Genomic DNA, 23,361 nt, shown 5'->3' with positions numbered 1-23,361 from the left:
GCAGCTATGTCTACGATCAAAGCAAGGGTGAAAGATTCGCTAGGAGATAAAATGTTCTTGATTGCCGTCTACGTACTTCTGAGTCTTCTACTCATTGTTGTGCTATATCCGCTTATTTACGTAATTAGCAGTTCGTTCAGCAGTCCTGCTGCGGTCACTTCAGGGAGAGTATGGCTGTGGCCCGTTGAGTTATCGCTCAAAGGGTACAACACCTTAATTCACAATGAAAAAGTGGTGATTGGTTATGCGAATTCACTTTTTTATACAAGTGTAGGAACCATCATCAGTGTCGTGCTTACCATTATGATTGCGTACCCGCTTTCTCGCAAAACCTTCTTCGGCAAAAATGTACTCATGATGTTAATCACATTTACGTTGCTGTTCAGCGGTGGTTTAATTCCGACGTACTTGGTCGTCAAGCAGATGGGACTCATTGATACGAGATGGGCGCTGCTTATCCCGAACGCGATCTGGGTGTGGCAGGTCATTATCACGAGATCGTTCTTTCAATCTGCGATACCGGATGAATTGTTCGATGCTAGTGAAATCGATGGCTGCAGTGACTTCAGGTTTCTAAGGAGCGTTGTTGTGCCGTTATCGAAACCGATCATTGCCGTTCTTGTGCTCATTTATGCTGTCGGCCAGTGGAACGCGTACTTCGATGCCTTGATTTATCTCAAATCGGCTAGTTTGTTCCCACTGCAGTTGATTTTGCGCAGCATCATTATTCTCAATAACAGTTCGAACGCAACAGATGCCTTGAAGCAAGTAGAAAGACAGCAGCTTGCAGAGGCATTGAAATATTCGCTTATTGTCGTTACAACACTGCCCGTGTTGATTATTTATCCGTTCGTTCAGCGATTTTTCGTGCAAGGCATGTTAGTTGGCTCTGTAAAAGGTTAAGACGCGGATCTATCCGTGGATTCCATGGAAAGGGGTGATTCATTTCAGGTAATGCTGGCAGTGGATCTTCGATCGGGGTTATACTAATTGCATGATAAAAGGGAGCGATACATGTGAAAAAGGGTCTTGTAAGCGCACTACTGGTAATAATGATGTCTAGTTTATTTCTAGCCGCATGCTCGAAGGATGACGCAGCATCCGTATCTCCAGCAGCAACGGGAGCTACGACGAGTGGTCCTGTGGCGATCAGCATGTTTGCTCAACAGGATACAGCGATCGACTTGAAGACGAACAAATTCACGAAATTCATGGAAGAAAAGTTCAATGCGAAGTTTAATTTTGAAATTATCCCGTTTGATGGTGCCAAAGAAAAGAGACAGATTTCATTGGCAAGCGGTGATTATCCCGATTCTTATATGTTAACGGCCTGGATCGATCAATTTTCACAAGCAGACATTCTCAAATACGGGAAGCAAGGCATCTTAATTCCCTTAAACGATCTAATCGACCAATATGCTCCAAATATCAAAGCAGCTATGGCGAAAGACGCAACACTGAAGAGCTTTAGTACCGCGCCGGATGGCAAGATTTATGGATTAGGCTCGTATACGCAATGCTTCCACTGCTCGTATCCGAACAAAATGTGGATCAATACGAAATGGTTATCCAAAGTGAATATGGAGATGCCAAAAACGACCGAAGATTTCAAAAAAGTACTCCAAGCTTTCAAAAAGGGTGATCCTAACGGTAACGGCAAAGCCGATGAAGTTCCGCTAAGTGGATCTACGGAAGATTTTGGGGTGCATATCATTCCGTTTCTCATGAATGGTTTCATTTATGATGACGACCGCAATTACCTGACAATGGCGAATGGCAAAGTGGATACAGCAGCGAATAAGCCACAGTGGAAAGAAGGCCTCGCGTATATTAAATCTTTGTATGACGAAGGGCTTATTGATCCAGGTGCATTTACGCAAAATGCGGAAGCGTTCAAGAAGATTGGTGAGAACGCAGGAACGCAAATTCTTGGGGTAGGCGCAGGCATGCATCCCGCTATTTTCGTAAACATCGATAAAGGAAATAAGAATTCAGCCGATTACAATCCGGTGCCTCCACTTACGGGGCCGAACGGTTCCCTGGCTACACATGATGGCGGCGGTTTGACGCCTGGGGCGAAATTCGTCATTACGAATAAAGCTACAAAAGAAGAACAGATTACGTTGATCAAAATGGTTGATTACATGTTTACGTTTGAAGGTCAAACGAATGCAGCGTCAGGTATGGAAGGGATCGACTGGAGAAAGCCGAAAGAAGGCGAAGTTGCATTAGGCAAAGGTGTGAAGCCACTCATGGCATCAATTCCAGCAGTGGAAGGAGAAGCTCCTCATAATGCAGGTTGGAGCGGCATGGGACACTTCTACCAACCGAGTGAATATCGAGACAGCATTGTTCAAGGAACAGATGTCTATGATTCGGCGAACTACGAGCGCAGATTGTACAATGCCACGCTCTTGTACCAAGGGCATGAACCGAAAGAGATCTATCCGATCTGGGCGGTTTGGGTTGATCCTGCACAAACAGATGAAGCAAGCATTCTTCAAACGAATCTCAAAAATTATATTGATCAAAACGCGCTCCAATTCATTACAGGAAATAAAGATTTGAACAAGGATTGGGATGCTTATGTGAAAGGACTGGATAATTTGAAAGTTGGACGTTATCTGGAAATTTTGCAAAAGGCGTATGACAGTTCTTCCTATAAAAAATAAGATCGTTAAAGATCGAGTGCTTTATGTTCACGCATAGAGCACTTGATTTTTTTATTCGAAAAGGAGATGTAGAAAATGACTAGTTCATGGGCTAACCAGTGGGTAAATCATCGTGGTGGGCTGCCTCACTTCAAGGAGAAATTACTTCGCGATGAACCGATCGTCGTTGCTTTCATTGGCGGCTCGATTACCGAAGGTGCAGGGGCATCGGATTTGACGACCACGAGTTGGCGTGCCTTAACCGAGAGATACTTGAAGCAGCAATTTACCGCAGACAAGGTGAGGTGTATTAATGCTGGTGTTGGTGGAACTACGTCTACATTCGGTGCTCACCGTTTGCATGAACATGTTTTGTCTCAAGGTGAGATTGATCTGCTATTCGTTGAGTTTAGTGTGAACGACGGTTTGGATCGCGATGAATCCATCAGGGGCATGGAAGGGATCGTACGACAATGTCGGCGGCTATCGCCTCGTACGGATATCTGTTATATCTACACGGCGGCGGATAAAAATTTGACTGAGCATGTGCCATTTAACATAGCTGTGCATGAAGAAGTCGCATCTTATTATGACATTCCTTCCGTTAACTTTGCGGCGAGAGTATATAGCTTGATGCAGACAGACGAAGTGCAATGGGACGATCTTGCTTCAGACCGGGTACATCCGAATGATTCGGGGCATGCGCTGTATGCTGCGTTCGTGCGTGAGTATCTGGATGAGGCATTAGGAGCGAAGGTGGATACACACGCAGTGAACGGAGACGCTGCCGTATTGCTTCCACAGCCGATGGATCCCAACAATTACGAATACGCTGCCATGTTGGAGGTGGATTTTGCGACTAGTTTGGAAGGTTTTGTGTGGAAGGAATTATCATCAGAGCCGCTTATGAACTGGCGATATGACACGCGACATCTGTACGCAGATACGCTGGATGGCTCACTCTCTTTCACAGTGGAAGGGCAGTATGCCGGCGTTCTACTATTGTGTGGGCCCGACTCGGGGATATTCGAATACGCGATCGACGGCGAGCCATTTCAGGCTATACAATTGTTTGATGATTGGTGTTTAAAAGCATATCGCCCTATTATGACGTTGTTTCCTCTCCCTGAGGACCGGCAAAGCAGACGAATAACCATTCGTCATACAGGGAGAAAGGATGAACGGAGCACGGGCACGAGTCTTCGTATTTTGAAATTGTTCAGCAATTAGAGCAGGGTATTCAATCAGGGAACCAGTCAAATAAAATTGATCTAAGGTGCCATCACCATGTAAGATAGAGCATATAACAACAAGAGAAAAGGTGCATCTTATGTGGTCGTATACGGTACATTTATTCCGTGATTTGTCGCCTAACGTAAAGCGATTCATCGCGACGGAAAGCCTATTTGGCATCGGAGCAGGCGTGTTTAGCCTTATTCTTAACTTGCATCTATTGGACTTAGGATTCTCCAAAGGCGATATCGGCCGAATAACGTCGCTTGGCGCCTTAACCATTGGCTTAGGCAGTCTGCCTGCAGGCTTCATCGTGAAGCGTGTCGGGCGCAAAACAATGCTCGTCACCGGCATGCTGCTGACTTTTATGGCGCTCTTTCTTTTCGGGATCGGAACTAGCCTTGGCGCGATTACAGCTGCGCAAATCATTTATTCACTCGGCGTTACAGCGATTGTGAATTCCGAGATTCAATTGATTTTCCAATATTGCCGTTCGAAAAAAGAAGAAACAAGCGCGTATTCGCTGCTGTTCGCCATATTTACGTTGTTTACTGGCCTCGGCACATGGCTTGGTGGTTATTTACCGGACTGGATGCCTGGGCATACCACGACGTATCAATATGCCTTCTTCATTGCCGGTGGCTGCTTAGGCCTCTCTGGTATATTACGCTGGATACTCCTGCCTGCTTCTCATACAATGGAGCAAGCCAAGGGTGCAGAGAAGGCTAGCGATGGTCAACGAGCAAAGTCCTCGGAGCTGCCGAAGCGAAGACATGCAATCTACTTTCTGCTACTGCTTTCTCTGCTTATTTTTAACTCGGGTTTCACGTTCGGATTGCTTAGTCCGTTCTTGAACGTCATTTTGAAATTTCGATTTGGGATGGAAGACGGCAGCATCTCAGGTGTACTCGCTTTGTCCGGATTCTTCTTCTTCATCGGCTCGATCATTATGCCGTATGTCGTTGATAGATGGGGAGGCCGCAAGACTTTCATCTTCCTCTTCCTGTATAACATCGTCATCGTGGGGCTGATGGCCATCGCGATGCCAGCCGCCGTGTTCGGGATGCTGCTGCTCATTCGCGGGACGGGCTTCACGATGCTGAACAACTTAACGGACAGCCAATGCATGTCAGCCGTAGCGGAAGAAGATCGCAATTTATTCGCTGGTATGCGGACGGTTTCCCGCAGTGTCGGCAATACAATTGCCTCCTACTGGGCGGGCTATATTTTGGCCGGGAATCACTATGCTTGGCCATTCCTAATGACGGCGATTGCGCTGCTGGTCGGATATGTCGTGTATACATGGTTCGTCCAAGGCATGTTGGATCGGAGATTGGAAGGGCAGACATGATAGATCTGTGAGTGTAGACATAAAGAGCTCAACCATGTAGAAATGGTGAGCTCTTTTGTATGTCCGCACACGCTTTTTTTTGAGAGAAACAAACAGGAAAACCTGCTATGATGAAGATAATATCGAGCTTAGAATGAGAGAAGCAAGAGGGGAAGTAAAGCCATGCTGGCAAACAAAGTGTTTCATAAACTAGGCTTACATATGAGCCCGGCAACTAAGCATAATTTGTATAGTGATTTTGGTTCAGCCTGTTTATTTAGTCTCTTTAATGTGGTCTTTAATCAGTTTTACATCGCACTTGCCATAAGACAAGGGGCTACGAATTTGGAAGTCGGGATTTTGGCAGCTGCTCCGGCTATTGGTTTATTGTTTTCCCCAATTTGGGCAGGGAGAATTGAACAATCGAATCCTAAACCTTTTGTCATCATTCCGAATTTAATTGGCAGAGCGCTCCTGTTGCTTCCGGCATTTTTTGGTGCTCCTAGCGTTTATGTTGTGACCGCTATTATTTTTTACTTTCTAATGGGCATACAAGCACCGGCATATCCAGCGCTAGTTACCCGTATGTATCAGCCTGAATTGCGTGGCCGGCTAATGGGCTACGTGCGAGTTGCCATGGGAGCTATTATGATTCCGCTTGCTTACTTGGTCGGCTCATGGACGGATAAGTCAGGACCGAGTGGAGCGCTGATGGCAGCGGCCATAACAGGTGTCATATCCATTCTTTCGTTAGCACGGGTGAAAGAGATTGCGTTACCAACGAAGGTATCGGCACGCAAATCTTCCTTTAAGGATCAGCTCAAGCTAGTGAGAAATCATCGGGAGCTGGTCGTATTTTTTGCAGCAACGACATTGACGGGCTTTGGTAACATCTTGGCGAGTCCGCTATATCAGATTATCCAAGTCAGAGAGTTGCAGTTGAACAATATTGAAATTGCGATTGCGCGTATTTCTTATTATGTGTGTTTATTAGTGGCGTATTTCGTTGTGGGTTTCGTGATCGACAGATTCTCTGCCAAACAAACGCTAGTCTATGGATTGGCGGCATTTACGATTGTTCCTTTACTTTACGGGGTTTTTGGCAATTATCCGGCTGTCATTATTGGCAGTGGCATTCAGGGAATTGGGGATGCAATCTGGGATATTGGCATTCTGGCTTATATTTTTCGTGTTGTCCCTGGTCGTGAAGCAGTCGTATTCGGTCTGCATTTAATGCTGTTTGGTATTCGCGGCTCAATTGCGCCATTAATAAGTACCGGTCTATCGGATTATGTGCCGATTTCAGGTTTGTTAATCGGGGCTGCCATTTGCGGGTGTATAGGAACACTTATTTTTTTGCTGCAAAAAGGAAGCAGGGAAATGACGAAAGCGGACGGGGGATGAATACAGCTACTGGACACGCCCGCGCCCACCATTTCCACAGGATTCCCTAACGTAATGCTAGTTGTATCGTTGCACGCGATGCTTCCGCTCTAATAACGGCAATTTGGTACTCGCCATTGCGGTTACCATATAAGTCAGGCTTGATATCTAGCTCACCTGCGTAATTAACCGTGTAGGTATGCGTATTCATTGCGACTTGGATGGTGTGATCGGTCGATGTAATCGATGTCATATCCTTGCCATTCGTATGCAGCAGCGGCACCCGTAGATAGAGTTCATCAGATGTCGCACCGACGAGTTCAAACGTGATCGAAACACCTTCTGCATGGACCAGGTAATGTTCTTTCACAGCCTGAACACCCTGCAAATTTCCGCTGTAAGTAACTGCGAATTGAACACTTTCTGGCGTTTCCTTGATGATTGAAAGTTCACCTTGGATGCTCTCGTCACAATACTCGGATAAATAGTGAAGGCTCCCGTCTTCTCGTTTCCAACCAGGACCGATGGCAGCCGAGATTCGTTGAATACCTTCCCGTAACTCGAACGAGTCGCCAGCGGAGAATGGAACAGACAGCCCAAGTTCTGTAGGAACACCATTGCGATGGATGCGGCCTAGACCTGTTGCATCGTAATGCGAATCAGCGCAAGTGTCGATTTGGACGGAATAGCCTGCTGCATTGGCGATTACTTTGTGAAACGATGGGGAGGTGGCTATGACATATCCCCCCACTTCGGCAGGGCATGGCGCTTCAGCAAGGGTATCGTCCATGAACAGGTAAGCGATGCTTAGGAACGCCCCCATCGTAATCATGTATTTGTCATAGAAGCCATAAGATTCGGTGCCGTATTTACTGTCGATCGGATATAAATTCTTAATGTGCCGTGCAGGCGTTTGGGCTAGCCATCTCTGGACCGAAGCGAGGGCAAGCCGCGCACTTCGCTTGAATGCGCCAGCTAGCTCTAGATCACCTAATCGCGCATATCGAACAGCTTCATACTCCGCATTCGCGGCGATGAGAATTTCATTAAACAGGAATTGATTGCTTCTTCCACCGAAAGGGTGCTCAAAGGCCGCCGATTGTAGTTGAAGTGTCCAGAGTCCGGACTTTCGAAGTTGTTCATCTATCGCTGAAGCGAACTCCCCTTGATAACCTAGCCCCAGCAGCAGTTGAATTTGAACTCTTGTTGTTAAATCGTACAACATGGGATTGCCCGGATCTCGGTACATGCCATTCTCATCGAAACGGACTAATTGCGTAGGCCAATGCTCATGAAAATAGGCTTGCGTATCCGTCACGCCTTCCTTCTCACGTAAAAATTCCCCTGCCATGTTATAAATGTTGATGTTATGCAGATGATGCTTGCTTTCTTCGTCCCGAATGACGAACCTGTAATTTGTGTAGGGAGAGATCTCACTCAAAAGAAAAAGCCACTGAGACTTAGCATCCTCTGTACATCGTGGTCCCATAAAATGCAGTGCAAGCATGATTTCTTTAATGGAGAAGTCAGCGATAGGGTCCTGCTTCAAGGTCGACAGTTCGCGGCAACTCTCGGTCATCATGTGCTCCCACAAAGGTTGCAGTTCCTGCAGCCGCCCAGCTGAAATCAAGCATCCAAGGACAGTCAAAATGCGAGAGTAAGAGTGCAAATCGAGTCTGGTCTTCCCATCTTGGCACACGCGGTGTTCAATCTGATGCCGTGTATAACAATTGAAAGCAAGTTCCATCGTATCCAAATAGCTGTCTTTCGTATGTACGATTGAAAGATCAACGGTCATGTCGAATCGCTCCTCATCTTACTGTTTTTACTTATTGTAAATGACGAATAAACAATAGACCATGGACATTACTGAGAGTACCTTAACAAAATTACGATATGTACTTATAATGAAACGTAAAAGCCTACAAATCGCTCAGAGGATGTTTGATACATGAAAATAACCCAAGTGATGTACTACGAAGCGGGACCGTCTTGGCATCATGATCAATTCGTACAAGATTATGACCTGTTGATGCTTATCACGGATGGCAAGCTTAGATATGTAATTAACGGCGTAGAGATTAGCCTGGAAAAAGGCGATGTTTTGTATTTGCCGCATGGAACTGTACGGATTGGATTGCCTGTAAAGGGGGAATCCCACTGTAAATATGGCATTCGTTTCATTCCGGATGCTGGCGATGAGGAATTCAGTATGCTGCAAGCGGGCAAGCCGGTAAAGCTCGCTTCGAAGAGACTGCCATTCTTAGAGGAGAGAGTCGGGGCGCTGATGCAGCACTGGAGAACGAAGGACATATATTATCTTTCGATGTGCAGAGGCATCTTACTTGAAGTTTTGTCCCATGTGAGCCGTGAGCTGCACAGAGGGGTAAATGGAAGAGATCCTCACTTCGTCTATTTGGTTCGGGATTATATGTATGAACATTACCGATCACCGCTTACGGTTAAGGAACTAGCTGAACACGCAGGGAAGACGCCTTCCTATCTCATTACGTGTTTTACGCAGGCATTCGGCTGTCCGCCGCTACAGTTCATGCATAAGCTAAGGCTTGCCAAAGCGGAAGAACTGCTGCTTTCGACAGATCGAAGCATTGAAGAGATATCGCTTGAACTCGGATACTGTGACTCGACGTATTTCTATCGTGTGTTTCGTAAGCATCACGGTACTGGACCGCTGGCATTTCGGTTGCAGGTTTAGGGATGGATGAGGTTGCGAGGCATAAAAGGAAGGAGGAGACCGGACAGTGTTAGCGTATCTAAAACAGGTATACGAAGCTTGGATCAACTATCCTCGAAGAGAGGGAGAGGTCATTCGGGGACAATACCAGATTGAACGTTTTCTCGGGATGGGAAGCTATGGGTTAACCTATTTATGCCTAGACAAGCATTCCGGTCAAGAAGTCGTCGCGAAGCAAGCGAAACCGAGCAAAGGGCAGCTGGGACGAGACCTATTGCGCCGCGAGGCAACGATTATGAATCAGTTAGAACATCCTTCGATTCCCAAATGCTACACATCTTTCGAAGAATCGAAACGATTGTATATGATAACCGAGTATATCCAAGGTCGGACCGTGGAGGATTTAATTTTTGAACGGGGAGCTCGCTTTGAAGAAAAGGACGCATTACAGTTCATAAGACAATTATTGAACATTGTACAATTTATTCACGAGCATGACGTCGTTCACTTAGACATCCGAATTCCGAATGTCATCGTACACGGAAATCACATGAGTCTAATTGATTTTGGTTTAGCCGCTCGCCTAGGAGAACCTGCCCGGATAACAATCGATGCCGATGATGAACTCATCAGGAGAAGAACGGTACACGTGACTTCAGATTTGTACGCGATCGGCCACTTTTTACTGTATATGCTGTATTCGACTTACGAATCAAGTCATGATCAGGAGGAGGTCATACGGGGATGGGAGGAGGAACTGTCGATTTCCACACAGACGAAGCAAATGATTCGGAAGTTATTGCAAATCGATCCGCCCTATGCAAATGTTCAAGCTTGTCTGGAGGAATTAGATACCGTGCTTGTTTAAAAATGTAATTACATCTATCCCTTGATCACCTGAGGCTGTAGTAACGATTGTTGAATAACCCATTCTACTAAACAATTCTGCAATGAAATATTGTATTAATAATAGGATTATTCATGAATGCTTCAAAGTATAAAATCAATTATTAGCAACTATGGACATAAATCGATAACATAAAAAATAGTTAGTTTCTTCTTTAGATTGTTTAAATGGTCGTAATTCCTCAACTATTTCTTCCTCTTCATGTCTCCGTTTCGCTTCTCTAAACTCACTAAGCTTAACTTCATTTTTCCAATAAATATGCTATTTAACAAAGAATTGATGTAAAATAAAGGAATTCAGAGGCTGTTTTTGACAATCATCTAAAGACTGATATAATCCACGCCGTAAGGAGATCCCCATATTGATGTCCAAAAATATATTTGCCGGCAGGAACAGTACAAAAAATGAAAACTTGACAGGGCAGGAACGCGTGCCAACAGAAGGGGGTATACGTTCTGAAAAGCCATCAGGCCCTCCTTCATTTCAAATGCATCCCAATCAAATGATGCAGCTTCAGCAAACCATAGGCAACCGGGCGGTTCAGCGAATGGTGACATCGCGCAATGGTCCAGTAGCGAACGATCGCTCTTTATCCATACCTAATATGCCGAATCCCGTTCTGCAGCTCTACCGCCAAGAAGATGTCGATAAAGCTGTTTTAAAGATGTACAGAGTGAAAGAGGACGATTCTGCATACAAGGTCGCTGAAACTCAGGTAAAGGAGATTCTGGAAATAGGAGAGGCAACGGGGTTGTTTGATGAGATTTTTGAAATGGCGGTAAGTGGGCTTGTGTTGAATCCAGACGGACTCCACAAGACGCTCACCGGGTTCAGAGCTAAAATTCGGGAAAGCAGTTCGGGTAAGGCGACATCGGCCAACAAGACCGACAAGACCGACAATGAAGCTACTAAATCTGGCACCGGCTTTGTACGCGAGATCTTGTTTGCACTGGAGCAAATCAAAGCAGGTAATACAGCCCAGTTCGGAACGATGATGCCTGATCATCTTACTGATGCTTTAAAGCAAGCAGGAAAGGAACAACAAGCGAGCGAGGTCGATAAGATGCCTATTGGTCTCGGATATGGATGGGGCGGAGATAGCGTCGTGTGGGGGGACAAGGTCGAAACTATCCAGCATAAGGTTGTCGAAGGGGCGCTGGTAGAGACCGTTCGACGCGAGATGATCAAGGCTGTTAAGCAGTTGAACGGACAGAATGAGGAAGTCGCGGTTGAAGGTTCAACCAAAATTGCCGATATCGTCGTTATGCCAACGAATCGGGAATGGTACGATCTGAATCCAGTCGAAATGCAGGAAGTTGTTGCAAAAACTCTGGCATCCAATACATTTCGCAAAAAAACTCTGGCTCAAATCGTCGATCTTGTCCGTATTACATCCGGTGACAAGCAATATTCGTTTGCAGTTAAGAACGGAACTGTTGAATCGCCGGCAATTGAAGCTTCAGATGCTGTAGCGAAGCTGACGCTGAAATCACCCAAGGGATACGATGATAAAGCGATTCAGCGGCCTCCCGATAAACAAATCGCTGATAAGAAAACGACAGCAACTGTCGTCGAGGACCCGCAAAAAGAACGTTCAAAAAAAATTGAAATGCTAAAGAAATCGATCGTTGCCATTGAAAAAGGACGGAACACAGAGTTGGCTGAAAACCAGACAACTAAGGTTTCTATGGATACCAGACAAAAGAGAATCGTTGAAAGAAGTAAATGGAAAAGTCTAGATAAGCAGAGAACAGAGGTCAGTTGGGCGATCGAATTCCCTTCTGAAGCTAAAGAATTAGCTGATGCAGAGAGGGATATTGACAAAGCTATAAATGAATGGGAAGTCAAGTACAAGGACACCAGTTTCAAGTCACTGAAGGATTTTAAATCCGAAAAGGAAACTCTCGAAGAGGAATACAAGGACGAGCAGGTAAAAATTATAGACTATGAAAGTGCCCGAAAAAACCGGGCGACCTATGTGGAAACCCAGATACAAACAGATTTAAAGATCCGCTATCAGGAGCAGTTTAAAACAGATAAAACAGTTATCAAAAAGCTCACGGATCTCTGGCGCAAGGAAGATGAAGATGGGTTAATGGAACGCGTTGCATCACTGAGAAAAGAGTGGGCCTTGAAAAATACAGCGCTAGCTCTCAAAGCCGATGAAGCAGACGAACGGGAGGCCAACGGTACAGGAGCCAACAAATTGTTACATGAGAAGAAAGAACGCAACCGTATGGAGAATCAGATGTTAATAGAGCAAAGTCGGAATCACAACGATAATCTATTGAAAATCGTTTTAACCATTTTAGGAAATACAGAAACGGTCGATCTGCTGGCATTAAATATCGGAAAAATAAAATTAGCGACCGGCAATCGCAAGGAAGTGAATGAACTCATGAATGAAGTGACGCAAGTTCTTACACATGCTCATAAATATACCCCTAACAAAATTAGCGAGCCTGAATTCAAAGCTGCTACGGAGGATATGTGCAAAGGTGGAGAATTCGTCAATTTCCAAGGACATATGGCTGAGATTCGTCATGCCATTAGGGCAGCCGCCAATCTATCAGATGAAGCGCAGACGCCGATATATATCGGAACGAAAAAATGGGATGAGAAAGATATCGACAGCAAGAGAGAGCTTCAGGAAGTCGATGTTTCTTATATAGAAAAGGATAATGTTATGCATCTTTGTGAGGTTGCTTACGATTTTGAAACACTAGAGAAAAAGCTGGTCGGAAACAAAGTGTCGCAGCGTGAAGGGTACCAAGCACTGATCAAGAAATTAGAAATGTCAAACAGATACAAAGAGGTAAAAATGGCATACGTTCTCGACACCGTCCAGGATGGAGAGTTCGAGCAGTTATTCAAGAAAAAAACAAAGCAATCTTCTTCCTCATCCGCAACTAATTCTAACGATAGCGGCAATATGGCCCAATATCTTATCAAAGGTAACATGTCCTTATTTGTCGCTGGCAAGCTTTATACAACAGAGGAATTAAAGAGTTTTTCCTTGCTGTATACGAAAAATGAAACAACTGAAACCCTCTGACGTGAATAAGTAATTCCTTATTACGTCATCCACCTTAGAAGTACGATAACTTATTAAACCGCCCTCTAGGGGGCGGTTGTTTTTTGACTAATAATCAACACTGAGATTTAACATAGCCAAAAAGAAAAAAGCCACTTTCGCGGCTGTAGATTAACTGGAGCTTCCTCCTCTATTCCTATAATAACGTTGTCCATGGGTATGTCCGTATCCGCGATGGTCACTAGATGAGTAGCGTCGCGTAACATGAACGCGATGATGAGAACTGCTATGTCGGTAATGCCGGCGTCGTCTGGAATGAAGTAGAGATTCGAATAATTTACGGAGTAAATATTTAATCACCTTGGGGGCCCCCTTTTGCTTTTTCTTCTATATACGAGAAGAGGGGCAGGTGGTTTCAGCTAGCCATCGACTTGGTCGTGCAAGCGCTCGAGAATACGCCGCTTGCGATACAGCATTTTCGCAGCTTCACCGACATCCTTCAGCGTGCCGCGATTGATCCAAGCGCCGAAGAGAATGCCTGCGATCGGAATGAGCTGGAATAACTTCTTCCACCCCCAATTATCACGGTACGTGGCGAATACCTCACGCCAGCCCTGAAGCTGCGAAATCATTTGCACCTTCTCTTTGTCCGCAGTGGCATAGTTGCCAAGCTCTTCGAGAATGGCTTTTTTGCCGACAATGTCGGAAGAGGAGAATTGCAGGACCTTGATGGTGAAGATCCGCTCCTGCTTGTCCTTGGGATCATAGCCATAACAGATGGCCACTTCTTGGATGGTTTTCAAGGACAGACCAAGGATGGCTGGAATATCGATGGCCAGTGTGAGGATCCCGCCGATCCCGGTCGTTGCGCCTTGCAAGGTAGCAATTTTGGAGCGATTTAGAATAATCTCATCAGCGGTTTGATCCAGCACTTTCAACGGCAATGTGCCCACGGAGGCAATCGTAAGCCCCTCAGTAAGATCATCTCGATCACCGCGCTTATACACTTCCTCAACATGGCGCAAGGTCCCCTTTTCAGAAATCAAATACCGCCCGCCTGCTTGCAAATAATTGCCGAGCTCATCTAAAGCTTCCCCTATTTTTTTATTCAAAAACTTTGGCGTTAAGCGATCCAGCACCTGGAAAGGGAGGCGCCCAAGCTTTTCCCAGAACCAAAGGTCTTTCTGATCAGCTTCCCAGGCTTCGATCTCACGAAGTGCCTGCCGGAGCTCATTGGTCGTTTCCGGACGGTGATGGCGTTCAAGATCATTCATGCTGTGCACAACTCCTTTCTACATCGTATACGTATGTAATCGCTTTTGGATGCAGGCATATACGTAATAAGTACCCGCTGATGGGACACTTGGAGAAAGTGTTCGATCAACGGGTACTTGTAGGATTACTCTTTTACGGCTCCAATAACCATGCCTTTGACAAAAAAGCGCTGTAGGAACGGGTAGACGACCAGAATCGGAATCATTGCGATAAAGATTTGTGCTGCTTTGACACTTCGATTGGATAACAATTCTAAATCTTCAAAATCAATCCCCGTTTTACTGAGGTCGCGTGCGACAACAATGGTTTGCAGGAGAGTGGCTAGCGGCCACTGTTCAGGTGATCTCATATATAACATGCCATCAAACCAGTTGTTCCAATGGCCTACCAGCGTGAATAAGGAGAGTGTTGCCAAGGCAGGCATGGATATCGGTAAGTAAACGGAGAAGAAGATCCGGAAGGATGTTGCCCCGTCCATCGTAGCTGCCTCATCCAACTCTTTCGGTATCGCACGGAAAAAATTCATCATGAGGATGATATTCCAGACATTGAGTAGATGCGGCAGGATGTAGACCCAGAATGAACCAACCAATCCTATCTTTTGTATGAGCAGGTAGTGGGGGATAAGCCCGGCATCGAAGATCATAATGATCAGGAAGAACCATACGTAAAAGTTGCGTGGCTTGAACTCGATAGCGCTTCGGGACAAAGGGAAGGCAGCGAGAACGGTGACCATCATGGCCATTACTGTACCGATGAGGCTGCGCCATACCGAGATTTGAATGGCATGTAGGAAGTTATCATTTTGAAAGGTTTTTACATAGCTGTCCAGATTAAAATCGATCGGGAACAGCGTGACCAGATTGGATTCGGCGGCTGTTTTACCACTGAGAGACACGGCAAAGATATGCAGCATAGGCAAAATACAAAGAATGGAGACAAGGATTAGAAGCGTGACATTCACATAGTAAAACACTTTGTAGGATGGATTTTTATAATACATAGCCTGTTCCTCCGGGGTTCGTCATTTTAAAATACACGGTAATTCGTCCATTTGTGCGAAATGTAGTATCCGGCGCTGATCAGGATGAACCCGACGGCTGATTTGAATAAGCCAACCGTGGCAGCTAAGCTGTATTGCCCTCCCTGGAAGTTACGGAAAACAAAGGTGTCGATAATGTCTCCCTTTTGAAGGACAAGTGGATTAATCAAGTTGTAGATTTGATCAAAGTTTGCATTCAGCATATTCCCTAGGGACAAGGTGAATACGACAACCATGATTGGAAGAAGGGAAGGTAGCGTAATATGGATGGTCTGCTGCCATCTACCGGCGCCATCGATTTCGGCGGCTTCATACAGATCCGGGTTGATGCCAGATAATGCGGCAAGGAAGACGATCGCGGAGAAGCCGAACTCCTTCCACAAATCACTCACAATGACGGTAAAACGAAACCAATTCGCTTCTCCCAGAAACATGATGGGCTGGATATGAAGGGCTGCAACTAACCGGTTTAGAACACCGTCGAGTGAAAGCACGTCCAACAAGATTCCCCCCAATATAACCCATGACATGAAATGGGGCAGGTACACCATGGTTTGAATGGAGCGTTTCAACTTCATATTGCGGAGTTCATTGATAAGTAAGGCAAAGGTGACGGGGACTGCCAATCCAAAAATGATTTTCAAAACAGAGATAATTAACGTGTTCCAAATGACTTGAACGGAGCCTTTCATCGTAAATATAAGTTGGAAATTATCCAAACCTACCCATCTAGACCCAGAAATACCGAGCCATGGCTTGAAGTCCTGAAACGCCATGATGATCCCCGGCATGGGGGCATATTTAAAGATGAGAGCTACTAATACTGCAGGCAGCAGCATGAGATGAAGCCTCCATGTTTTGCGAAGGGGATGATTTCGTTTCTCTTTTACTCTTGCTGATACGGGTGACGATGATGTTATAATGACGGTATCTTTCATACATTATTTTCCTCCTCGACTTGCATCTTCTGTATGTTCATCTTAGGATGGAAGCGTTTTTTTGTATAGAATACATATTAAAGGTGACTGTCAATATCTTAAGGAGGTTGTGCAATGAAGCGGCACTGGCCTATATTCTTGAAAATCAATGGTGTCATCCTCATTCTATTAATTCCCATTGTCATTCTATTTGCGTATTTCAGCAGGACCAGCTTTCAGGTCATCGATTCACAGATTACGGCGTACAACGAAAGCCAGCTGCAGTTTTTGAAAAACCAGATTGAAGTAGGTGCCGAACGCCTGTCCCTTTCGTCCAGTGTTTTGGCGCGTGATTCCTCGATTTTGAAGCTTCAGACGAGTATTCTGACGAAGGACTACTACGGGATGATTGACTTTCAAACACAGGTAAAAGAAAAACTCTTTCTTCAGAGCTTCTCCAGTAACTGGTCCAATGAATTATCCATCTATTTACCCGATACCCAAAGAAGAATATCGACAAATCCGAATGATCGGTACGATCAAAGTGCTCTTGAAACGGCTGATAACGGGAAATGGCATTTTCGTCCAGGTGGCTCTAATGAAACACCTTACTATCAACTGTTCATCTGGGATCCGTACTTTTCCAAAAGTAGTCCACAGACGGTAAGTGCGATTTATGAGGTGCGTTTTGGGCTAGATAATATTAGAAAAATGCTGGGCTCCTACAAACGAGATAGTCCGGGTTACTCTTTTTTATTAACAAGTACTGGCGAGGTGTTCTCGGTTTCTGATGCAAGGGATGATGATTTAGAAAAATTAGGAGAAAGACTTCTTCGGGAAGGCTTAAACGAAGGCGGGCATCGGAGCATACAGCTTGAAGAGCAGAAAGCCTATTTAAGTTACACCCATCTGCCAAGTATCGATGCGTATTTGATTGATTATGTCCCTTTAAACACGTTTCACGCCCCGATTATTAAGAGTAGAAATTTGTTTTATATCAGCATGTTCGTACTGGTTCTTCTTGGATTTGCCACTTCGTATCTCTTGTATCTGCATGTGCAGAAGCCGATTTCTTTTATTATGAAAGGGCTCAAGCATATGGAGATGGGCGATTATTCGTTCCGAATCAATAAGCGGTTTCATAATGAATTTGATTACATGATGCTGCGATTTAATGATATGGGCGATGAGATCCAACATTTGATCACCAACGTGTACGAGGAACAAAATCGTTCCCGTCTGGCAACGTTAAAGCAGCTGCAATCGCAGATCAATCCCCATTTTCTGTACAATTGTCTGTCTTTCATTGCGGGTTGTGCCAAAGCTGGCTATACCGACACGATTAAACAGATGACGTATCATTTAGGCAATTATTATCGCTATACCACAAGAGTCGAGAACCAGATGCCTTTGTTAAAAGAGGAGGTTGATTTGGTCAATCACTACTTGAACATTTATTCGTTACGGCTTGAACGTCTTGATTATCAGATTGATATTCCAGCGGATATGCTGCATGAACCGGTTATGAGGCTTATTCTCCAACCTGTTGTAGAAAATGCGATTGTGCATGGCATAGAACCCAAACCAGGACGAGGCACCATCATCGTCTCGGGTCACCGTGAGGCCGACTGGAATGTGCTTGTGGTTGAAGATAGCGGTGTGGGGATGACGGAGCAGGAGATCGAGGCGTATGTACAGAGTTTGGAGCGTCCTATGGATGAGCATACAGGCTGTGGATTGTGGAATGTCAATCAACGATTAGTACAACGATTTGGATCTGAGGCAAGTGTTAGCATTACGGCTTCGAGTCGATTGTCAGGGCTCAGCGTAGCACTTCGTTGGAATGAGAATATGGTAGGGAGGCTCGGTAGCCATGATTCAGCTTCTGCTAGTTGATGATGAACCCATGTTATTAAAGAGCATGGTGGAAAATGATTGGGAAAGTATCGGTGTGGCATACGTTTTTCAGGCGGCCTCGGGGCTGGAAGCCGTAGAGGTGCTAAAGAAAACACCGATTGATATTGTCGTCACAGATATTCGGATGCCGGGCATGAATGGACTGCAATTATGCAAACATATACAGGATCACTTTCCCCGTACCAAATGCATTTTGCTTTCGGGTTACGGTGAATTCGAGTACGCACGTCAAGCCATCATGTACGGCACGGTGAATTATTTGTTAAAGCCGATTAAGGACGAAGAGTTGATGGAGGAAGTGTCTCGTGTTAAGACGCTTTTCCAAGAGGAATGGGAGCATGTAGGCTCCTTGGAAAGGGCACGTCAGACACTTCATATCCACTTGCCATTATTAAGATCTAATTTATTAAATAACTTGTTGACGGTTGGGGCCATGTCGTCCTCCTCATTAGCAGAGCGAATGAAGGAGTACCAGCTTCCGTTTGAACCGGGGATGGATTGTTCTTTTCTCCTTGTACGTATGGATGGTGGTTTTGGAGAATCGGTAGGCGGTGACGATTTGTTATACGAATACGCTGTCCATAATATTGCTTGCGAAATTCTAGAGCCGGCGTACAACGTCTGGTATTGTAAAGATGCTTTCGGGTATTTATGCTTTTTGCTGCAAGACAAAGGCATGGGGAGATCTCTCGTACCCAGGGATGATAAAGGTTTAGAGAAATTGGCGTATGAGCTGCAATTGAAAGTTTCGGCCTTTTTGAAGGGGCAAGTATCCGTCTTGATAAGTGATGAGGGACTATTTCCAGATGAACTCGCGCTGCATTATCGCAAATCGTTGAATGAATTTCGCAAGGTTCCCCGAAGCGATAGAGAAATTATGATCATGTCTGGAAAGCCTCGCGTGCAATCGAGATCGCTGCAATCCTTATACAGTCCGCCAAGTGTCCAGCAGCTATTAGAAGCGGGGCGGTGGGGGGATGTTCATAACAAATTGCGTGAAGTTTTTGAAGAAATGAACGCTAAGAAAATGGATACCGAAGAAAACATGATGGAAGTTATTTATACCCTGATGAATGCGTTTCTGTATATTGCGCATCTGCAGGGCAAAACCTTGATGGAAGTAACGGGGTTGGAGACGGACGTGTCGTCAGATCCACGATCGTTTAACAGAGCGGACCAAGTCATGGAGTGGGCAGTAGGGGTACTGGAAAGCATGGAATCTGGCAGCATTCGTGAATTCAAGGACGGCAAAAACCAACTTATTTCCAAGATTCATCGATTTATTGAAACGCATATTGCACAAGATGTTTCCCTGCAAACAATCGCAGATCATGTGACCCTCCACCCGGTATATTTATCAACCATGTATAAACAGGAAATGAAAGAAAATATCAGTGATTTCATCATGCGTTATAGGATGGAAAAGGCAGCGGTTATGCTGAGTTCAACGGATATCAAAATCTATGAGCTAGCAAGCCAAATGGGCTTTCAAAACCCGCCTTATTTTAGCAAGTTATTTAAAAATTATTACGGGGTTACACCTCAAGAGTACAGAGATCGGTATATCACGCAATCTTAACAATTTCATACACCATCTTAAAACTTTATCACTTACTCCGCTGAAAGCGCTGTATTAATATAAAGGTGCAACGCAATACAGCTTAAGGGAGGATCTTGATAGAAAATGGGTAAACAACGATATCTGCTTGCTCTTGCAGTGATTATGACGTTCTCTTTTGTAACCGCTTGTACGCAAAGCACAAATTCTGGCGAAAAGGGAGCCGAAACTTCGCCGACGTCCGCTGTACAGAAGGGTGCGCCTGCTGAAGCCATTCAGAAGGGAACATACAAGTTTGAAACACCAGTGACCATTACGACAGTCAAAGCCACGGACGCCACCATGAAGTTCAAGAATGGGGAGACGATGGAAAACAATGTGCACACGAAGTGGGCACACGATCAACTAGGTGTTGATATGAAGGTTTTGTGGCAAGTGCCCGGCGAACAATTCAATACGAAACTGAGATTGATGCTGACAGCTAACGAATCATTGCCGGATGTGCTGACCACACAGGATATGACGTTGTTAGACGAATTGATTCAATCCGGTAAGTATCGAGATATCACAGCAGATTTTGAGAAATATGCTTCTCCCAAAATGAAACAAATCTACAACTCGAACCCATTGAATTGGAGTCAAGTCACCTATGGTGGTAAAAAAATGGCCATTCCGAACTTCGCTATTGCTGGGAATGACAACCCCGTGATGTGGATCAGACAGGATTGGTTAGATAAACTTGGTATAAAAGCGCCTAAGACATTTGAAGAGTTGGAAGCTGTCATGCAGGCTTTCTTGGAGAAAAAGCCCGGCGGATCTGACAATGTGATCCCGCTTGGAGCAAGTTTAGGCTCAGGTGGATCTTCCCCCAATCCGTTCACAAGCTGGCTGGGAGAGACTTCATGGGTGTTCGGGGCTTTAGGCACGGTACCTTATCAGTGGTTGGAGAAGGATGGGAAATTGATCCATGGTTCGACGCTTCCGGCGATGAAAGACGGCTTGTCGAAGCTTAGGGATTGGTATAATAAAGGCTATCTTTCGAAAGAAGCTGGCCTTCATGACGAGAATAAATTGGCTGAATTGATCGCGCAGGGTCGCGTAGGTATCGTAGTTGCTCCATCGTGGATGTCCGGCTGGCCGAACACCGATATGCAGAAGAATGTGGCGGGCTCCATCATGAAGCCGTATCCGCTGCCAACGCTGAATGGCAAAATAGAAGCCCGTGACACGACTTACTTAAGAGGCGGCTTATTGGTTAAGAAAGACTTCGAACATGTGGATGCCCTATTCCTATACTTGAACCGGATATTTGCTGCTGTAAACCCTGAAGAGGGCAGCGAGTTTGTGAACGGGTGGGCGAAGGATTACGATTATACAATCAAAGCGGATGGCACCTACTCCGTGACCGAAGCGGATATTCCGGGAGGCAAAGTCAGTCCGGCTAAATATTTGCTCATCGAACCGAAAGATCCATTCATCAGCATGAAGTTGCGAGCAGACGTAAGTAGAGGAAAAGCGCCAGTAACGCCGAGTGAAAAGAAAATAGCAGTCAGCGGACAGGATAGCCTTAAGGCAGCTGAGATTGTCGATGATGGCTGGAAGGCTGGCATCTATATTCCTCAAGCGTACACGGGTGCGAATACGCCAGCAATGCAATCCAAAGGCGGTATTCTCGTCAAGTTGGAGGGAGATACATTTATCAATATTATTTATGGTAAAAAGCCGGTGACGGAATTCGATAACTTCGTGAAAGAGTGGAAGAGTCTCGGTGGCGATGATATGACGAAAGAAGTCAACGATTGGTACTCGAAAATGAAGAAATAGGATGAGGGGGCCCGCTGGAGATCAGCGGGCTTTTTGATACGCTGGTGTGGGTACAAGTACAAGTACACCACAAGCACAAAGCATTAGTGCTAGTCGCAGGGCAGCTTGGTCAAGCGAATAACTGGATTTTCTGCAGCTAATTCAAGCGGAATCACGTCATTTCGCCAAATAACTGGATTTCCTCCCGTTATTTTAAGCTATTTTCGCCAAACGGGACATATCGAGCAAAATTAGATGTAGATTATCCAGTTAAACTCCCCCAAAGACTAGTTTTCCCCGAAAATAGCAGTAGGAAATCCAGTTAATCTCCTACAGCGCCACTTAAGCTACCCAGCTTGGGAATGTACGAGCAGAATTAGAAAGAAGGACGGAGGCGGTGTCCATTTTGTGAAAATCTTAACAAATTCCTAGGTCATCTTAAAACTTTATCTCTATCTCGAATGTAAGCGCTGTAATAAGATGAAGTAGGGGTGATCATAGTGAAGTTTACGAAGAGGATCGTGGTAGCAATGACGATTCTCCCGATTGTTGGAGTCATCGTCTTTTATGCTTCCGTGAGGGCTGATTCGGGCCAGACTTCGATTGCGATGGTGAATGGCAGCGTGATCACATCACAAGAATTCAAGGGTGAGTTGGATAAGCAACGAACCTCGGTCATCGACTATTTTTATCGGACCAAAGGTGTGAACTATGGAAAAAATTTCTGGGAAACGGACTATCATGGCGAGAATCCGGAAGAGATGGCCAAACAGAGAGCCTTGGATGAAATCATCCGACTCAAGATTGAACTGGAACTGGCTGAACATCATGGTCTGATACAAGGTACTTCCTATGAGGATTTGCTCCATGAGATGGATAAAGAGAATAAGCGAAGACTGGCCGCTGTTAAAGCTCGTGAGCCTATTTATGGACCCGTCCAATTGGATGAAAGTGCCTTCATGACCTATTACATAAGCAAATTGAGGACGCAATTGAAGGAATCGTTGTCCGAGGTTGAACTGAACGTGACCGAAGATGAACTCAAGCGGCATTATGAGCTTCTCAAGGATACGTTGTTTACGCAGGAGGACAGGATTAGATTTCAGAAAATCTCCGTTTCTTACAAGGGAGATGCACAGGGCAGCCATGCAAACAAGCCATCCATCAAGAAGCGAATGGATGCCATTAAACTTCTTTTAGATCAAGGAAAAGAGATGGATCAAGCGATAAGTGAACTGCAAGGTAAGAACGATGCGTTCATGCTCCGATTTACTGAGGAGGACTTGAATAAGGATAACGCTGGCACCTATTTCAAGTCTCAGGCGGTTCTCTATTCCGTACTTGCAGATAACTTGGGAGTTAATCAGGTAAGTTCTGTACTGGATGAGACGATGCAGGGCGAGTATGTGCTTGTAAAGGTCGTGGCTCGAGAAAAAACTGGCTATAAAAACTATGAAGAGAGTAAACGCAATGTGTGGAGAAATTATGTGGACGCTGCCTACGGTGACTATTTGGATAAGCTCATTCGAGAAGCTAAGGTTGATATCGATGAAAGCACGTATAAAAAGATTCATATCCATTAAATATTTTTTGCAATATTCTTGGAAGCGGTTACT

Annotated in this window: 17 protein-coding genes; 12 read left to right on the top strand and 5 right to left on the bottom strand. The window is 45.1% G+C overall.

Annotated elements, in window-relative coordinates; genetic code table 11:
- Nucleotides 1-6: 6 nt before the first annotated feature.
- The 5 genes from J2736_RS14195 (at nt 7) to J2736_RS14175 (ending at nt 6,618) form a co-directional block, all read left to right on the top strand.
- Nucleotides 7-903, top strand: coding sequence for a carbohydrate ABC transporter permease (locus J2736_RS14195; protein ID WP_310499253.1), 897 nt, complete (start codon nt 7-9; stop codon nt 901-903).
- Nucleotides 904-1,016: 113 nt separating this feature from the next.
- Nucleotides 1,017-2,672, top strand: a complete 1,656-nt coding sequence (locus J2736_RS14190) for an extracellular solute-binding protein (RefSeq protein WP_397340713.1) — start codon at nt 1,017-1,019, stop codon at nt 2,670-2,672.
- A gap of 75 nt (nt 2,673-2,747) precedes the next feature.
- Nucleotides 2,748-3,881: an SGNH/GDSL hydrolase family protein gene (locus tag J2736_RS14185; RefSeq protein WP_310499252.1), complete on the top strand. Its 1,134-nt coding sequence runs from the start codon at nt 2,748-2,750 to the stop codon at nt 3,879-3,881.
- 100 nt (nt 3,882-3,981) lie between these two features.
- Nucleotides 3,982-5,235, top strand: coding sequence for an MFS transporter (locus J2736_RS14180; protein ID WP_310499251.1), 1,254 nt, complete (start codon nt 3,982-3,984; stop codon nt 5,233-5,235).
- A gap of 162 nt (nt 5,236-5,397) precedes the next feature.
- The gene (locus J2736_RS14175) at nt 5,398-6,618 is read left to right on the top strand and encodes an MFS transporter (RefSeq protein ID WP_310499250.1); all 1,221 of its coding nucleotides are present in this window, start codon (nt 5,398-5,400) and stop codon (nt 6,616-6,618) included.
- A 46-nt stretch (nt 6,619-6,664) separates the two neighbouring features.
- Here the strand turns inward: J2736_RS14175 and J2736_RS14170 are convergent, their stop codons facing one another.
- Nucleotides 6,665-8,395, bottom strand: coding sequence for a hypothetical protein (locus J2736_RS14170; protein WP_310499249.1), 1,731 nt, complete (start codon nt 8,393-8,395; stop codon nt 6,665-6,667).
- 153 nt (nt 8,396-8,548) lie between these two features.
- Between J2736_RS14170 and J2736_RS14165 the strand changes: the two genes are divergently transcribed.
- Both J2736_RS14165 and J2736_RS14160 read left to right on the top strand, forming a co-directional pair.
- A complete protein-coding gene (locus tag J2736_RS14165) occupies nt 8,549-9,313 on the top strand; it encodes an AraC family transcriptional regulator (RefSeq protein ID WP_310499248.1) in 765 nt (254 codons plus the stop codon).
- Between the two features lie 46 nt (nt 9,314-9,359).
- Entirely contained in the window at nt 9,360-10,160 is an 801-nt protein-coding gene (locus tag J2736_RS14160) for a serine/threonine protein kinase (RefSeq protein WP_310499247.1), read from the top strand.
- Here J2736_RS14160 and J2736_RS34320 read toward each other — a convergent pair.
- Complete coding sequence (locus J2736_RS34320; RefSeq protein ID WP_397340823.1) at nt 10,140-10,223, bottom strand: hypothetical protein; 84 nt, start codon at nt 10,221-10,223, stop codon at nt 10,140-10,142. The genes J2736_RS14160 and J2736_RS34320 overlap by 21 nt on opposite strands.
- Nucleotides 10,224-10,563: 340 nt before the next feature.
- Here J2736_RS34320 and J2736_RS14155 point away from each other — a divergent pair, with 340 nt between their 5' ends.
- A complete protein-coding gene (locus tag J2736_RS14155; RefSeq protein ID WP_310499246.1) occupies nt 10,564-13,254 on the top strand; it encodes a hypothetical protein in 2,691 nt (896 codons plus the stop codon).
- A 398-nt stretch (nt 13,255-13,652) separates the two neighbouring features.
- On the opposite strand, the gene J2736_RS14150 is transcribed toward J2736_RS14155, so the two are convergent.
- The 3 genes from J2736_RS14150 to J2736_RS14140 form a co-directional block, all read right to left on the bottom strand.
- A complete protein-coding gene (locus tag J2736_RS14150; protein ID WP_310499245.1) occupies nt 13,653-14,507 on the bottom strand; it encodes an EcsC family protein in 855 nt (284 codons plus the stop codon).
- A gap of 125 nt (nt 14,508-14,632) precedes the next feature.
- Nucleotides 14,633-15,511 (bottom strand): carbohydrate ABC transporter permease, encoded by an 879-nt coding sequence (locus J2736_RS14145; RefSeq protein WP_310499244.1) that lies wholly within the window; start codon nt 15,509-15,511, stop codon nt 14,633-14,635.
- A gap of 26 nt (nt 15,512-15,537) precedes the next feature.
- Entirely contained in the window at nt 15,538-16,488 is a 951-nt protein-coding gene (locus J2736_RS14140; RefSeq protein WP_397340709.1) for an ABC transporter permease, read from the bottom strand.
- A 114-nt stretch (nt 16,489-16,602) separates the two neighbouring features.
- Between J2736_RS14140 and J2736_RS14135 the strand changes: the two genes are divergently transcribed.
- The 4 genes from J2736_RS14135 (at nt 16,603) to J2736_RS14120 (ending at nt 23,328) form a co-directional block, all read left to right on the top strand.
- Nucleotides 16,603-18,363: a cache domain-containing sensor histidine kinase gene (locus J2736_RS14135; protein WP_310499243.1), complete on the top strand. Its 1,761-nt coding sequence runs from the start codon at nt 16,603-16,605 to the stop codon at nt 18,361-18,363.
- Nucleotides 18,341-19,963 carry a response regulator transcription factor gene (locus J2736_RS14130; protein ID WP_310499242.1) on the top strand — a complete coding sequence of 541 codons (1,623 nt, stop codon included), beginning with the start codon at nt 18,341-18,343 and terminating at the stop codon, nt 19,961-19,963. The genes J2736_RS14135 and J2736_RS14130 overlap by 23 nt, the downstream gene beginning before the upstream one ends.
- Nucleotides 19,964-20,068: 105 nt before the next feature.
- On the top strand, nt 20,069-21,766 hold the full coding sequence (locus J2736_RS14125; RefSeq protein WP_310499241.1) for a type 2 periplasmic-binding domain-containing protein: 1,698 nt from the start codon (nt 20,069-20,071) through the stop codon (nt 21,764-21,766).
- Between the two features lie 479 nt (nt 21,767-22,245).
- Nucleotides 22,246-23,328: a peptidylprolyl isomerase gene (locus J2736_RS14120; RefSeq protein WP_310499240.1), complete on the top strand. Its 1,083-nt coding sequence runs from the start codon at nt 22,246-22,248 to the stop codon at nt 23,326-23,328.
- The last annotated feature ends 33 nt before the right edge of the window (nt 23,329-23,361 follow it).

The organism is Paenibacillus qinlingensis, assembly GCF_031455095.1.
Lineage (GTDB): Bacteria > Bacillota > Bacilli > Paenibacillales > NBRC-103111 > Paenibacillus_E > Paenibacillus_E qinlingensis_A.
This window is presented reverse-complemented; position numbering and strand designations above follow the sequence as displayed.

Excerpts from the sequence above, each read along its gene's own strand:
- J2736_RS14195 (WP_310499253.1), top strand. The coding sequence starts at position 7 with ATGTCTACGATCAAAGCAAGGGTGAAAGATTCGCTAGGAGATAAAATG.
- J2736_RS14185 (WP_310499252.1), top strand. The coding sequence starts at position 2,748 with ATGACTAGTTCATGGGCTAACCAGTGGGTAAATCATCGTGGTGGGCTG.
- J2736_RS14180 (WP_310499251.1), top strand. The coding sequence starts at position 3,982 with ATGTGGTCGTATACGGTACATTTATTCCGTGATTTGTCGCCTAACGTA.
- J2736_RS14175 (WP_310499250.1), top strand. The coding sequence starts at position 5,398 with ATGCTGGCAAACAAAGTGTTTCATAAACTAGGCTTACATATGAGCCCG.
- J2736_RS14170 (WP_310499249.1), bottom strand. The coding sequence starts at position 8,395 with ATGACCGTTGATCTTTCAATCGTACATACGAAAGACAGCTATTTGGAT.
- J2736_RS14165 (WP_310499248.1), top strand. The coding sequence starts at position 8,549 with ATGAAAATAACCCAAGTGATGTACTACGAAGCGGGACCGTCTTGGCAT.
- J2736_RS34320 (WP_397340823.1), bottom strand. The coding sequence starts at position 10,223 with ATGGGTTATTCAACAATCGTTACTACAGCCTCAGGTGATCAAGGGATA.
- J2736_RS14155 (WP_310499246.1), top strand. The coding sequence starts at position 10,564 with ATGTCCAAAAATATATTTGCCGGCAGGAACAGTACAAAAAATGAAAAC.
- J2736_RS14150 (WP_310499245.1), bottom strand. The coding sequence starts at position 14,507 with ATGAATGATCTTGAACGCCATCACCGTCCGGAAACGACCAATGAGCTC.
- J2736_RS14145 (WP_310499244.1), bottom strand. The coding sequence starts at position 15,511 with ATGTATTATAAAAATCCATCCTACAAAGTGTTTTACTATGTGAATGTC.
- J2736_RS14140 (WP_397340709.1), bottom strand. The coding sequence starts at position 16,488 with ATGAAAGATACCGTCATTATAACATCATCGTCACCCGTATCAGCAAGA.
- J2736_RS14135 (WP_310499243.1), top strand. The coding sequence starts at position 16,603 with ATGAAGCGGCACTGGCCTATATTCTTGAAAATCAATGGTGTCATCCTC.
- J2736_RS14130 (WP_310499242.1), top strand. The coding sequence starts at position 18,341 with ATGATTCAGCTTCTGCTAGTTGATGATGAACCCATGTTATTAAAGAGC.
- J2736_RS14125 (WP_310499241.1), top strand. The coding sequence starts at position 20,069 with ATGGGTAAACAACGATATCTGCTTGCTCTTGCAGTGATTATGACGTTC.